Annotated in this window: 10 protein-coding genes; 5 read left to right on the top strand and 5 right to left on the bottom strand. The window is 48.9% G+C overall.

Features of this window, described 5'->3' with window-relative positions; all coding sequences use genetic code 11:
* Window positions 1–86 precede the first annotated feature (86 nt).
* A complete protein-coding gene (locus tag C7I86_RS08385) occupies window positions 87–1,199 on the top strand; it encodes a TRAP transporter substrate-binding protein (RefSeq protein ID WP_010872809.1) in 1,113 nt (370 codons plus the stop codon).
* Here C7I86_RS08385 and C7I86_RS08390 read toward each other — a convergent pair.
* Complete coding sequence (locus C7I86_RS08390) at window positions 1,196–3,286, bottom strand: EAL domain-containing protein (RefSeq protein ID WP_010872810.1); 2,091 nt, start codon at window positions 3,284–3,286, stop codon at window positions 1,196–1,198. The genes C7I86_RS08385 and C7I86_RS08390 overlap by 4 nt on opposite strands.
* 344 nt (window positions 3,287–3,630) lie before the next feature.
* Between C7I86_RS08390 and C7I86_RS08395 the strand changes: the two genes are divergently transcribed.
* Together C7I86_RS08395 and C7I86_RS08400 are read left to right on the top strand one after the other, a co-directional pair.
* Complete coding sequence (locus tag C7I86_RS08395) at window positions 3,631–4,584, top strand: orange carotenoid protein N-terminal domain-containing protein (protein WP_010872811.1); 954 nt, start codon at window positions 3,631–3,633, stop codon at window positions 4,582–4,584.
* Window positions 4,585–4,726: 142 nt separating this feature from the next.
* Window positions 4,727–5,056 (top strand): fluorescence recovery protein, encoded by a 330-nt coding sequence (locus C7I86_RS08400; RefSeq protein ID WP_041425821.1) that lies wholly within the window; start codon window positions 4,727–4,729, stop codon window positions 5,054–5,056.
* Between the two features lie 52 nt (window positions 5,057–5,108).
* Here the strand turns inward: C7I86_RS08400 and ribBA are convergent, their stop codons facing one another.
* The gene (ribBA, locus tag C7I86_RS08405; RefSeq protein WP_014407109.1) at window positions 5,109–6,779 is read right to left on the bottom strand and encodes a bifunctional 3,4-dihydroxy-2-butanone-4-phosphate synthase/GTP cyclohydrolase II; all 1,671 of its coding nucleotides are present in this window, start codon (window positions 6,777–6,779) and stop codon (window positions 5,109–5,111) included.
* A 271-nt stretch (window positions 6,780–7,050) separates the two neighbouring features.
* On the opposite strand from ribBA, the gene C7I86_RS08410 reads away from it, so the two are divergent.
* Window positions 7,051–7,782 carry a glycoside hydrolase family protein gene (locus tag C7I86_RS08410; RefSeq protein WP_010872814.1) on the top strand — a complete coding sequence of 244 codons (732 nt, stop codon included), beginning with the start codon at window positions 7,051–7,053 and terminating at the stop codon, window positions 7,780–7,782.
* A 36-nt stretch (window positions 7,783–7,818) separates the two neighbouring features.
* Here C7I86_RS08410 and hisF read toward each other — a convergent pair whose 3' ends face one another.
* Together hisF and C7I86_RS08420 are read right to left on the bottom strand one after the other, a co-directional pair.
* Window positions 7,819–8,604, bottom strand: coding sequence for an imidazole glycerol phosphate synthase subunit HisF (gene hisF / locus C7I86_RS08415; RefSeq protein ID WP_010872815.1), 786 nt, complete (start codon window positions 8,602–8,604; stop codon window positions 7,819–7,821).
* A 213-nt stretch (window positions 8,605–8,817) separates the two neighbouring features.
* Window positions 8,818–9,564: a hypothetical protein gene (locus C7I86_RS08420; RefSeq protein WP_010872816.1), complete on the bottom strand. Its 747-nt coding sequence runs from the start codon at window positions 9,562–9,564 to the stop codon at window positions 8,818–8,820.
* Between the two features lie 148 nt (window positions 9,565–9,712).
* Between C7I86_RS08420 and C7I86_RS08425 the strand changes: the two genes are divergently transcribed.
* A complete protein-coding gene (locus C7I86_RS08425; RefSeq protein WP_020862361.1) occupies window positions 9,713–12,511 on the top strand; it encodes a CHAT domain-containing protein in 2,799 nt (932 codons plus the stop codon).
* On the opposite strand, the gene C7I86_RS08430 is transcribed toward C7I86_RS08425, so the two are convergent.
* On the bottom strand, window positions 12,442–13,200 hold the full coding sequence (locus C7I86_RS08430; RefSeq protein ID WP_010872818.1) for a DUF928 domain-containing protein: 759 nt from the start codon (window positions 13,198–13,200) through the stop codon (window positions 12,442–12,444). The genes C7I86_RS08425 and C7I86_RS08430 overlap by 70 nt on opposite strands.
* Window positions 13,201–13,320 lie beyond the last annotated feature (120 nt).

Raw genomic sequence — 13,320 nt, forward strand, 5'->3', positions numbered from 1 at the left:
TAAAGACAAGTTTTCCAAAATCGACCGAATATCGCCGTAAACCTGTGGGAAAATCCCTTCAATCATATTTTTAATCCCCCGTCCCTATGAAACGCCGTCAACTCCTTGGCCAATCGGCGATCGCCGCTGGAACTGCTGCTGGTTTAGTTGCCTGTGGCAAGGCCACCACCTCCAATAATCAAGCCACCGCTGGAGGAGAACTGCCAAATATTCGTTGGCGCATGGTCACCAGTTGGCCCAAATCCCTCGACACTCTTTTTGGGGGCGCTGAGGACTTCTGCAAGGCGATCGCCGCCATGACCGGGGGTAAATTCCAGATTACGCCCTACGCCGCTGGGGAAATTGTGCCGGGGTTAGAGGTGCTAGACGCAGTACAAAATGGCACCGTTGAATGTGGCCACACCGCCAGTTATTACTACATCGGCAAAAATCCGGCCCTGGGTTTTGCCTGCGTGATGCCCTTTGGTTTGACGGCCCAACAACAAAATGCATGGCTCTATGCCGGGGGGGGGTTGGAAATGATCCAAAAAGTTTACAGCGACTTTAATATCATTAACTTCACCGCCGGTAACACCGGGGCTCAGATGGCTGGTTGGTTTAAAAAGCCAGTGGAATCCCTAGCGGATTTGCGGGGTTTAAAAATGCGGATTCCCGGCTTGGGAGGGCAGGTAATGGCTCAACTAGGGGTCAACGTCCAGGTGATTCCTGGGGGAGAACTATTCCTAGCTCTAGACCGGGGCACCATTGACGCAGCGGAATGGGTAGGGCCCTACGACGACGAAAAGTTAGGGCTAAATAAGGCGGCCAAATACTATTACTATCCCGGTTGGTGGGAGCCAGGCCCCAGCTTGGACGTATTGGTAAACCAAAGCCAATGGGCGAAATTGCCGCCGGAATACCAAGCTATTTTCCAGGAAGCGGCCCGTAGTGCCAATCTATTGATGCTATCCCGTTATGAAACTTTTAATAGCATTGCCCTGAAAACATTACTGGATGGAGGCACAATTCTGAAATCCTTTTCTCCAGAAATTTTAACAGTGGCCCAGGAAACTTCCCGAGCATTGCTAGCAGAATTTGCCAGTAAAGATGCCCAATTTAAGGAAATTTATCAACAATGGCAAACATTCCGCAGTCAAATGTTTAGTTGGAATGCAATCAATGAACTTAGCTATACTAAATTCGTCGAAAAAGCTCCCTAACCGAGGCAAAATCTTTGGAAATTGCCTTCTGCTAGGAAAGCCGTAATTTCTGCTTCTGAAAGGGGATGACTAAACCAATAACCTTGCATTTCTCGGCAACCTAAATCGTAGAGACAACGAGCTTGGGGCTCCTCCTCTATACCTTCAGCAATAATGTTTAAATTAAAACCATTGCCCAACAGCAGCATGGCCTGAATAATGGCAGCATCCTTGGGGGTGTGGAGGATATCTTTAGTAAAGGAACGATCAATTTTCAGGGTATTGAAAGGAAAGGTTTTAAGATAGGAAAGGGAAGAATAGCCAGTGCCAAAATCATCCATGGAAAGCCGAATACCGTGGGATTGCAGAGCATTGAGGAGATTTTGGGTAGCTGTGACGTTCTGCATGACAATATTTTCGGTAATTTCCACCTCAAGACGATGGGGAGGGAGGGAAGACTCTGCCAAAATACGTAAAATTGTTGGCAACAAATCCGGAGCTTGGAACTGTTGGGGAGACAGATTAATGGCAATGCGAAAATCATCGTCTACCGCCGGAGCCCAATGGTGGAAATGTTGAAAAGCTGTACGCATAATCCATTCCCCCACGGGAATAATTAGGCCAGTGGTTTCCAGCAAACCAATGAATAATCCTGGAGATACTAAACCGTGAATGGGATGTTGCCAACGAATCAGAGCTTCCACTCCACAAAGGCGACCGGATTGCACATCAATAATCGGTTGGTAATAAAGCAAGAATTCATCCCTTTCCAAAGCCTGGTGTAGGGCATGCTCCAATTGAATTCTTTCTAAATGGTCACTATTCATGGACTCTTCATAGAAGCAGTATTGCCGACTGCCGATGTCCTTAACTTCGTTTAATGCTATTCCCACTCGGTTCAGCAAAATTTCCACGTTATCACCATGGTTGGGATAACAGGCAATGCCCGCATAGCCCTGGAGGTAAAGGGGATTATTAGCAATGAAAAATGGTCTTTTTAGCACTGCCAACAGTCGTCGCACAAAAACTTCAATTTCGTCGAGGTTACGGCAGGATTGAATTAACAATATAAAAGTATCTCCACGCCACCGGCAAAGTAAATCTTCTAATCTCACATGGGCGGATAATCTTTCCGTGATAATTTTGAGTACTTCATCGGCGACGCTGTGCCCCAGCAAGTCATTTAAAGATTGCAGTTCTCGGAAACCTAAAAGCACTAAACCTAAAACACTGCTTTGATTCTGAACGTTACTTAGGACTTTACCCAATTCTTGCTTGAACAAAAAGCGGTTGGGCAAGTCCGTTAGGGGATCATAAAAAGCTTGGTAATGAATTGATTGCTCAATTACTTTACGCTCTGTGATATCGAAAATGTAACTACGTATAAACTGACTTTCGGCGGGATAGTGAATATGTTGCTCATAAAATTTATCTCCTATTTGTACCTCTCTAGTGCGGAGATAGTAAATGGGAGTATCTTCCCTTTGGGGAATAATATCTTTGAGTAGGGGATGGGCCATGGAATCTTTCTGAATGGAGGGAAACTTTTCCTTAGTAGCTGTGTTCAGATAGGTCAAGTTGCCGAAGTAATCGATCTCCACCATGGGGTAGGGACTATATTCAATACAGGCGGCTAGTTTAGATAGCTTTTCATGGCTCAGTTGGGATAAGTCATCCTCGTGGCCAATCAGAGTGATGTCCCATTGTTCCTGGGGAAAATGCTCTGATAGATCTGGGGTTAACCGCTGGCGATCGCCGCCGCCGGAGATAGTATCTTTGGGGTCGGTGGGGATGGCCTGATAGAAAATTTGAATATCTTCCGATAGGGCGATGACGTCTCCATGCACCAACTCATAATCTAGATGGGATTCACCGTTAACCCACACTCCATTACGACTGCGATGACCTTCTAAATCTCCATCAATGATGTGGAAGGAGATATCTAAATTAGGATTAATTTTTTTGATTAGGGTGGCGTGGCGACGGGAAATTTGGGGAGAAGGAATAACAATGGTGTTGCTCGGATGACGGCCAATGGAATAACAAGAATTTTGTAAACGAATGACCTTTTTAAACGAGGGTGAATCAACGACCAATTGATAAAGCATAGGAGCGTTACAGGAAAAAAGCTGAGCCTGAAGAAAAATAGTTTTAGAGAGTGACTATTGTCGCGACTAGGGAACAATTATTGATCACCACTCCAACCAGTTACCACTGAGAGGAAATAAATAATAGAACAATCTGATTTGTATCCGTTGATGCCATCATTTAGATTCCCCAACTAATAGTAGCCCACACAATAATTATTCAGCCACTATATTCTTTGTCCTATTATTGTCAAGCTAGGACAAACTTTTAGAAAAAATCTGGGTTTTCATTCGGTTTTCCGATCCTAAAGGGGGCTACCAAACCATGGTAAATTCTGGGGAAAGTTGATTCACGTATAAAACCTATGCCATTCACCATTGACTCTGCCCGCGGAATTTTCCCTAACACCCTAGCGGCCGACGTTGTACCCGCTACCATCGCCCGTTTTAGCCAACTCAATGCCGAAGATCAATTAGCTCTGATTTGGTTTGCTTACCTAGAAATGGGTAAAACCCTTACGATCGCCGCCCCTGGGGCCGCCAGCATGCAACTGGCCGAAAATGCCCTCAAGGAAATTCAAGCCATGGGGCCCCTCCAACAAACCCAGGCCATGTGTGACTTGGCCAACCGAGCTGACACTCCCCTGTGCCGCACCTACGCCAGTTGGTCCCCCAACATTAAACTTGGCTTCTGGTACCGTTTAGGCGAACTGATGGAGCAGGGCTTTGTCGCCCCCATTCCCGCTGGTTACCAACTTTCTGCCAATGCCAATGCAGTGCTAGCTACGATCCAAGGCCTAGAATCCGGTCAACAAATTACCGTATTGCGTAATGCCGTGGTGGACATGGGCTTCACCGCTGGTAAGGACGGCAAACGCATCGCTGAGCCCGTAGTTCCTCCCCAAGATACCGCCAGCCGCACCAAAGTTTCCATTGAAGGGGTGACCAATGCCACTGTCCTCAACTACATGGACAACCTCAATGCCAATGACTTCGACACCTTAATCGAATTGTTCACCTCCGACGGTGCCCTCCAACCGCCCTTCCAACGGCCCATTGTCGGTAAAGAAAATGTGCTCCGCTTTTTCCGGGAAGAGTGCCAAAACCTGAAATTGATCCCGGAACGGGGGGTTACTGAACCCGCTGAAGATGGTTTCACCCAAATTAAAGTTACCGGTAAGGTGCAAACCCCTTGGTTTGGTGGCAACGTGGGCATGAATATCGCCTGGCGCTTTCTCCTCAACCCCGAGGGCAAAATTTTCTTTGTGGCGATCGACCTCCTTGCTTCCCCCAAAGAATTACTCAACTTTGCTCGCTAGAATAACTCCCTTCAGAGTTTTGTCTTTGCCATAGTCGGTCGGACAAGCAGCCAAAATACTAATAACTGTGGGCTTCTCGTTGCAGAGCAGGCTCACTTTTTTTATTATGGTAATGATAATTACAAATCAATATCATAAGTTAATGTTACAAACCGCCGAAGCACCTTGGTCCCAAGCTGAAACCCAGTCTGCCCATGCCCTGTTCCGTAAGGCCTACCAAAGAGAATTGGATGGACTGTTGGCAACGGTGCAAGCCCAAGCTTCCCAAATTACGCAGATCGATGATCTTTGGAAACTCCATGATTTTTTGAGTGCAAAACGCCACGAAATTGATGGCAAGTACGACGATCGCCAGTCGGTGATTATTTTTGTTTTTGCCCAACTGCTCAAGGAAGGTCTGGTGCAAGCGGAGGAATTGACTTTTTTAGCCGCCGATAAGCAATCTAAAATTAAGGCCCTGGCCCGGCTGTGATTCTAGTAAATATCTAAAACTCCACAACTATGTTCCTGGGGGGAAATGGAATTCATCTGTTAGTCATTTCTCCGCTGCCTTGCTTGCTGTAGGTGTACACCGTTTGGGGCTGCCATTGGTTTAGGGCGTCGGCGGTGAGGTCGGCAAAGGATACATTTTCCCGGTCCAGACTGACTTGGAGAGTTTCCATGGGGTCTTTCCCTTGGGCGATGAGGAATGCTAGAGCCTGTAGGTCTGGCCATTGTTTGAGCTGTACGAGAAAATCCTTTACCAAAGCGGGGTAGGGAGAATGGTCGTGCTTTTGCCAAGGCTGGCCCGATGGTAAGTTTTGGTCTAGGCCGACGTGGAAAATTAGGCTATTTTTGCCAAATAGGGCGATCGCCACGGGGCGGTTGTCTTCATGCACCATGAGGGGGGTTCCCTGTAACAGGGCCCGGATTTTTTCCAATTTTTCGTACCGTTGTTGGGCCGAAGCAACGTTGGGAGTAAATTTAATGGCGATCGCCAGCAGATAGTTTTTGACTAACCAGTGCCCTAGTTTTTCTGCCTTGGTGGTCAGGTAATGGGAGTTATAGTCGTTGGCCTCAATTAACAGGGGCACCCGTTCGACAATTTCTAGACCGTAGCCTTTCAGTCCGGCAATTTTACGGGGATTGTTGGTGATCAAACGGATTTGTTTCACCCCTAAATCGTTGAGCATTTGCGCCCCCATGCCGTAGTCCCGCAGATCCGCCGGAAAACCTAATCTTTCATTCGCTTCCACGGTGTCATAGCCCAAATCCTGTAGGGAATAGGCCTTGAGCTTATTGACCAAACCAATACCCCGGCCTTCCTGGCGGAGATAAACCACCACCCCCAAACCATGGTTTTCCAGCATTTTGAGGGCCGCCTGGAGTTGCATGCGGCAATCACAACGGAGAGAACCCAGGGCATCCCCCGTTAAACATTCTGAATGCATCCGCACCATCACCGGCTGTTGACCAAATTCACTAGGATCACCCTTCACAATGGCAATGTGCTCTGTTTGATCCAATAAATTGCGGTAGGCGTAGAGTTTAAACTCCCCAAACTGGCTGGGAAATTCACAGATGGTTTCCCGTTGCACAAAGCGGTCATGTTGGAGTCGGTAACTGATTAAATCGGCAATGCTGATCAGTTTGAGGTCATATTTGCGGGCATACTCCACCAATTCCGGTAGGCGGGCCATGGAGCCATCGGCATTTTGAATTTCGCAAATTACCCCCGCTGGATAGAGTCCTGCTAGGCGAGAAAGATCGACTGCCGCCTCGGTGTGGCCGGCTCGTTTCAGTACTCCCCCAGTTTTGGCCCGCAGAGGGAAAATATGGCCAGGTCGGGAAAGGTCCTCCGGGCGGGTGACGGGGTTAATGGCAATCTGGATCGTCCGGGCCCGGTCTTCGGCGGAAATCCCTGTGGTTACGCCCAAATGGGGGGCTGCATCAATGCTGACGGTGAAAGCGGTTTGGTTGCTGTCGGTGTTTTTACTGACCATCAAGGGCAGATCCAATTCGTCCAGGCGATCACCAGTCATGGCTAGGCAAATCAAGCCCCGGGCTTCCACTGCCATAAAGTTAACTAGAGCAGGGGTGGCAAATTGGGCCGCACAGATTAAATCCCCTTCATTTTCTCGATTTTCGTCGTCCACCACCACCACGGCCTTGCCCGCTTTAATGTCAGCTAGGGCTGCATCAATGGCATCAAACATCGGTAAATCGGACGGGATACGGGGGACAGAAACGTTCAAGGTGCAGAAAAGGAAAAAGTTAAAACTTAAGAAGCTGGAGGAAAATTGACAACGGTGGTCGCAGAAGATCGACTGTTGCAACAATTTAGCTTTGTTAACTATTTTAAAGCTTTTCTGGGAAGGCTTTGGTTTCTTCGTCGTAGGGGATGAATTTCTCTAAAAAAGGGAAACTTATTCTGCCATGGCTATAGTCCTATGATGGAAAGCGCCCTGGTTCCGCTGGCCCCCATCCATGATTGACCGCGAATTTTTGCTTGACCCCAATTCCCACTCCCCATCCGACCTTTCCTCGGCTAAAAGTCGCCCCTGGTTAGCTTCCCCCTGGCCCTGGACCATGGCGATCGCCGTTTTGTTGGGTTGGGGAGGTATGGCCCTGTGGCAGTCCCCTTGGTCGAAGCTAAAACTACCTTCTTTCTCCAGTTCGGTGGAAATCGCCCCTCTAGTGATGGAAGGGGGGGATCCCTATCTGCGGGCCTTGATGCGGACCATCAGTGCTAGTGAAGCCAATACGCCCCAACCCTATAACGTTATTTACGGGGGACAGCATGTCCAGGACTTGAGCGAACATCCCAACCGTTGCGTCAAAATTTTTATGGGGCCGAATCGGGGCAATTGCAGTACTGCCTCTGGGCGTTACCAGTTTTTGAATACCACCTGGGCTGAAAAAGCGGGTAAATATCATCCCCAGCCCCAGAAATTTTTGCTCTGGAAAAATTACAGCTTTGAGCCGGAGTACCAGGACCAAGTGCTTTACCGTTGGCTAGCTGATACCAAAGCCTGGGGGATGGATATTGGGGCCCAATTGCGGGCAGGGCATCTAGACCAGGTTTTGCGTCACCTTTCCCCCACTTGGACTAGTTTGGGCTACGGCATTGAGGACAATGTGATTACCAGACGTTTACCGGAACTTTATCAAAAGTTGTTGCAAGAAGAATTGCTTTTGGCCCACCATCATCAGGATTGAAGGGATTTGACAAAAAATTTATTCCTAGTTGTCCCCTTAGCCACAAACCGCAGTGTGCCTGACTGGAATTTGTCTCGCTTCTAAAAAGGTTTTCAACTCCCCAATGGTTAACTGACCATAGTGCAATAGGGAAGCTAACAGTGCCGCTTCAGCTTTGCCTTCCGTGAATGCTTCGTACACGTGCTGACAATTACCCGCTCCCCCGGAAGCAATCACCGGAATTTCCACCCGTTCGGCGATCGCCGCTGTGAGGGCCAGATCGTAACCCGCTTGGGTGCCATCCCCGTCCATACTGGTGACCAGCAATTCCCCTGCCCCCCGTTTGGCCACTTCCTCCGCCCAGGCGATCGCATCTAGGCCGGTGTTTTCCCGCCCCCCCCGCACATACACATCCCAGCCGGGATTATCCGCATCTAACCGACGACGGGCATCGATCGCCACCACAATGCATTGCCGCCCAAAACGGTCACTAGCTCGACTAATAAAGTCCGGGTCCCGCACAGCAGAGGAATTAACACTCACCTTATCTGCCCCAGCCCGGAGCAGATTTTTAATATGTTCCAACGTAGAAATGCCGCCCCCTACCGTTAGGGGAATAAACACCTCTTCCGCAGTGCGATAAACCACATCAATAATGGTGTCCCGTTGCTCGTGGGTAGCAGTGATGTCTAAAAACACCAACTCGTCTGCCCCCGCTTCGTTATAGGCCCGGGCCAACTCCACCGGATCCCCGGCATCTTGGAGATCAACAAAGTTTATGCCCTTGACCACCCGCCCTGCATTGACATCTAAACAAGGCAAAATCCGTTTTGCTAAGGTCATAATTTTATTGCAAATATTTCAAACAAAAATTGTGGTCAATGTGAATTAAACGAAGCAAATAAAACATCCGAACCCGGCAATTTGTCCGTAGTATCCCAAAGATTAAGCTCGAATGGGGCGGTGAAGTTCCATTTCCCCATCCAAGTCCCTTGGCCGACAAATACATTTTCCCAGCAACTTAGTTGAGGGGAAGGTTTTCTGTTGACTATTGATTTAGAAACCAAAGCTGGGGAAAGGAATGGGCACCGGCAAACTGGGGATAGGGGGAGAGTAGTTCACTCCGCCGGTGGAACAACTCAGCCCGGGCAAAAGGTTGGAGCACATACTCTGCAAGGCTCCATCCGGAGTGATCGGAATGCTGAAGCCATTGAACAAACTACCACTCAAAAGGGCGACTAACTCCTCCGGAGTCATGGGAATCACAGAACCGAGGATGCCCTCCAAAACACTGACCTTTTCCCCCGCTTTAACCCGAGTTCTTTGCTGTGGATTTTCCGGATCACTAACCAACACCGCCCCCTCCAGAACCTTAATTTCCCCCGATTGACCTTCATTCCTTTCCATGACATACACTGTGCCAGTCACCGCCACACTGACCCCCGCCATACAACCATTGACAGGACCACTGGCCAGCAACTTACCCCGTTCCAACTCTACGCATTGACCGACAATTACGCTGGCATTTTCGCTCAATCTTCCTGACGCCCCATTATTAAACAATATTCCGGCTCTGGCTTTTTTGGTCACTATGACCTGGCCAAATTCCGCTTGGTCATCCACTTTTGCCTGGATTTCTTCGATGTAAACCTGGGGACCGTCAATGATTTCCTGCACCACTGCTTGGCTGATTTGGGCTTGGCTGGGGGCCACGGCCCATCCCAGGGCGAGTAAGGGCGCAGAAGCACCGATGGCACTTAGTTTAAGAAATTTGGCTTTGGGTGAGCTGGGTGGGGTAATCATGGCATGGCACCGGGAAAGGATCTGTAGGGGAACGTAAAATTGGTTAGGGGGGGGGAAAGTCGTTTTTCTTTGGGGCTAGACGACACAGGAAAATTTTCGCTTCCATCTTAGCCGTTTATCAACGTATTTTATTGGAGAAAAAGTGGTCATGGCAGTGCGTTTTTTGTTCAACTTAACCTTTGCCTCCGTGGTCACAGTTTGTGTTTTGGGGGGCGGGAAATGGAGTTATATATCTTTAGCCCAGTCTCCCCCAGAAGTCATCTTGAAAGGAGAAAGTAAAACTCCGATCGCCACTGCTCAGCAATATTTTAATCAGGGTCTCAAGCATTATCAGCAGGGTAACCTAACAGATTTTCAAGCGGCCCAAAGTTCCTGGGAAGAGGCCTTGGCCCTCTGGCGGCAGGAAAATAATTTACCCCAGATAGCGGTCACGTTAAATTTTCTTTGTTTGGTTCAGCGTCAGTTGGCTCCCCCGACAAAGGCCTTAGCCTGTTACCAAGAGTTATTAACCACCGCCCAAGCCTTGAAAGATACCCAAACGGAGGCTAATGGTCTGGTGGCGATCGCCCAATTGCAATTACAACAGGGTAACTACCAGGAGGCATTTGAAAGCTTGGAAAAGTCCTTACCCCTTTGGCAACAAGCCAACTTTAAAACGGGGGAGGTGATTAGTCAGAATGAGTTGGGGCAAATGTATTTGACTTTGGGGGCAACAACTCAGGCCGAGTATTTTTACAACAAAGCTTTGGCCCAGGCCCAATCCTTGGGGAACCGGGGTAATATCGCTGGCATTGAACATAATTTGGCCCAGGTGAAATTAGCCAGTGGAGATCTAAAAGGCGCTTTAGCCCTGGAAGAAAATGCTTTTCAACATTGGCAAGGTTTGATCCATGACCTTGGCGATCGGGCCACACCGGATCTTGTGCGAGGCCAGGCAGCGGGATTAAATAACCTCGCTTTTATGCAGGTGCAAAATCAGCAATTAAATTTAGCCCAAGAAAATTACCAAAAAGCATTAATAATCTGGCAACGGTTGGGGGATAAAAATGGGGAAGCTAGTAGCTTAAATAATTTGGGTTACCTAGCTTTTTTGCAAGGGGATTTACCCACAGCGCTCGATTACTATCAACGGGCTTTAATCCTACGACAAACCACTGGCGATCGCCTGAAGGAAAGCTTAACTCGCTATTGGTTAGCGGTGGCTTGGAAGCAACAGGGAGAAGTACAGCAGGCCATGGCGGAAATTGAAGAGGCAATTTATTTACTGGAAAATCTACGACAGGCCATTGGCAACGAGGATTTAAGGGCTAGCTTTTTAGCTTCCAAACAGGATTATTATCAGTTTTATATTGACCTGTTAATGGAACAACATCAACGGCAACCCAATCAAGGCTGGGATGAAAAAGCTTTGGTGGTTAGTGAATCCGCTAAAGCTAGATCTTTGTTGGATATTTTGGCCCAAACCCCAGGGAAAATCACCAAGGGAATTTCTTCTCAGTTGGTAAACGAAAAAGAAACCATTGAACAGCAACTCAATACCCTCCAGGAAAAGAAAATCAAGTTATATAGTTCTAACTATGATCCACAAAAACAAAGGGAGTTGGACCAGGCCATAACAGATCTATTGCAACGGTATGACCGAGTTTTAGGGCAAATTGAGCGACAAAATCCCGACTATAGCGCCCTTACCCGCCCCCGACCATTGGACTTACCTCAAATCCAAGCCCTGTTGGACAATGAAACCCTATTGTTGGCATACGCCCTGGGCAAAGAGCGCAGTCATCTCTGGGTGGTAAGTGAATCTAGCCTGCGGAGTTACGTACTTCCCGGCGCTGACCAGTTGGACGAGGCCATTAAGACCTTTCGCCAATCCTTTTTGGAGCCTACCCAGCGGATTCGTCGCCCCCTGGCCATCAATCAAGGGGCCCAGTTATATAGTCAGTTAATCCCAGACCCGACAGTGATTGCAGGAAAAAGATTGCTGATTGTGCCCGATGGCGTGTTGCAATATCTGCCCTTTGGAGCCTTGGTGACGGACAATCCTCCCGGCCAGCCCCCCACCTATTTAACTGATCGCCACGAATTGGTTACCATGCCGTCTGCTTCTACCCTAGGCATTCTGCGGCAAAATACGGCCCAGAGGAAACCAGCCCCCAATTTGCTGGCGGTGTTTGCCGATCCAGTATTCACCAGTAGTGACGAAAGGTTGGGTACGGCGATCGCCCGTCGTCCAGACAATTTGCCGGTGGATTTGGAACTGTCCGCCAGGGATGCGGGGGTTTATTTTGACCGGCTCCCCTACACCGAACAGGAAGCTGAACAATTGGTGGCCCTCTTTCCCCCGGAAGCCAGTTTAAATGAATTAGGCTTTGAAGCCACCAGGGCCCGGGTTTTTGCCGACACCATGGGGCAGTATCGTTTTATTCACTTTGCCACCCACGGCATTCTCAACAGTAAAAATCCTCAACTGTCGGGACTGGTCCTTTCCCTACTCAATCCAGAGGGGGAACCCATCAACGGATTCGTGCGTTTGTACGATATTTTTAACCTTAACCTGCCAGCGGACTTAGTGGTGCTCAGTGCTTGCCAAACAGGACTTGGTCAGGAAATCCGGGGCGAAGGACTAATTGGCCTGACTAGAGGTTTTATGTATGCCGGGGCGGCTAGGGTCGTGGTTAGCCTGTGGAGTGTGGATGACGAAGCCACCGCCCGTTTAATGACGGAGTTTTACCGGGCTTTACTGCAACGGCAAATGCCCCCGGCCGCCGCCTTGCAATGGGCCAAACAAAAATTGAAGGAAGACCCCCGTTTTGCTTCCCCCTATTTTTGGGCCGGTTTCACCCTCCAGGGGGAATGGCAAAATTTACGCCCTACTAATCAGTTAGTCAAGGGAACGTCTCCGGCTTCATCGGTACCGACAAAAAGAATGGGCACATCGCTAAATTGACCCAAACCCACGGAATCAAACAGTTCTACCAATTCCTGCCGTTGTTCCGGCAGACTGGCCACAATCATCAACGTATCTTGCCAAATACCTTGGTTGGCATAGAGATTGGCTTTGCTCAAAGGTTCATTGGTTTCTTCAATTTGCTCTGTTATCTCAACATCTAATTCCTGGCGCACGAGCCCGGCTTCCACCGCACTGCCCACCACTTGGTTGTCAATGGTGCAATTAACGGCAAATGCCCAAGCATATTCCCCGCCTGGTTCTAACCCTACGGTTGTGGGAACGGCGATCGCCAAAATACTTTCCTTACTGGGCACCGCCACGGTTTGGCTATGGATTAATTCCCCGGCCCCATCCACTAGGACAAATTCCCCTTCCACTCCTTTGTTGGCGGGTACATAAACAAACAAACTAGGATTGGCCGTAGCGGTAAACGTGTCTTGGCTGGGGGCCACTATTCTGAGGTTGGTGTTGGCCTGGGTGAAACAACTGCCGCCCCTAGTGCCTCCTCCTCCGGAGCTTTGGGTGGTACCCCGATCACCAGCCTGGGGAAATTTCAAGCTAACTAGGGTTTCCGTTGGGGTTGGGCTAAAGGATAAATCATCAACACCAGAGGCAATGGTCTGGGGGGCAGATACGGTAAAGGTTAGGGCAGTGGCTAACAAAAGCGGCAAGGGATGATTAACCATGGCAAATTTGGGAATTTGAGGAATTATGGTTCCAGCTTAGCCTAGGTCAACCCGGGGTAACGAGGGGATGTTCAGTGGCGGGATTGACCAATAAAAATTCCGTTGGCTGGAGGTTAGGGG

It is taken from the genome of Synechocystis sp. IPPAS B-1465, assembly GCF_003015225.1.
Classification (GTDB): Bacteria; Cyanobacteriota; Cyanobacteriia; order Cyanobacteriales; family Microcystaceae; genus Synechocystis.

Bases quoted from the DNA above. Each gene is read 5' to 3' on its own strand.
- C7I86_RS08395 (WP_010872811.1), top strand. From the start codon at position 3,631: ATGCCATTCACCATTGACTCTGCCCGCGGAATTTTCCCTAACACCCTA.
- ribBA (WP_014407109.1), bottom strand. From the start codon at position 6,779: ATGTTTGATGCCATTGATGCAGCCCTAGCTGACATTAAAGCGGGCAAG.
- C7I86_RS08430 (WP_010872818.1), bottom strand. From the start codon at position 13,200: ATGGTTAATCATCCCTTGCCGCTTTTGTTAGCCACTGCCCTAACCTTT.
- C7I86_RS08420 (WP_010872816.1), bottom strand. From the start codon at position 9,564: ATGATTACCCCACCCAGCTCACCCAAAGCCAAATTTCTTAAACTAAGT.
- C7I86_RS08425 (WP_020862361.1), top strand. From the start codon at position 9,713: ATGGCAGTGCGTTTTTTGTTCAACTTAACCTTTGCCTCCGTGGTCACA.
- C7I86_RS08400 (WP_041425821.1), top strand. From the start codon at position 4,727: ATGTTACAAACCGCCGAAGCACCTTGGTCCCAAGCTGAAACCCAGTCT.
- hisF (WP_010872815.1), bottom strand. From the start codon at position 8,604: ATGACCTTAGCAAAACGGATTTTGCCTTGTTTAGATGTCAATGCAGGG.
- C7I86_RS08410 (WP_010872814.1), top strand. From the start codon at position 7,051: ATGATTGACCGCGAATTTTTGCTTGACCCCAATTCCCACTCCCCATCC.
- C7I86_RS08385 (WP_010872809.1), top strand. From the start codon at position 87: ATGAAACGCCGTCAACTCCTTGGCCAATCGGCGATCGCCGCTGGAACT.
- C7I86_RS08390 (WP_010872810.1), bottom strand. From the start codon at position 3,286: ATGCTTTATCAATTGGTCGTTGATTCACCCTCGTTTAAAAAGGTCATT.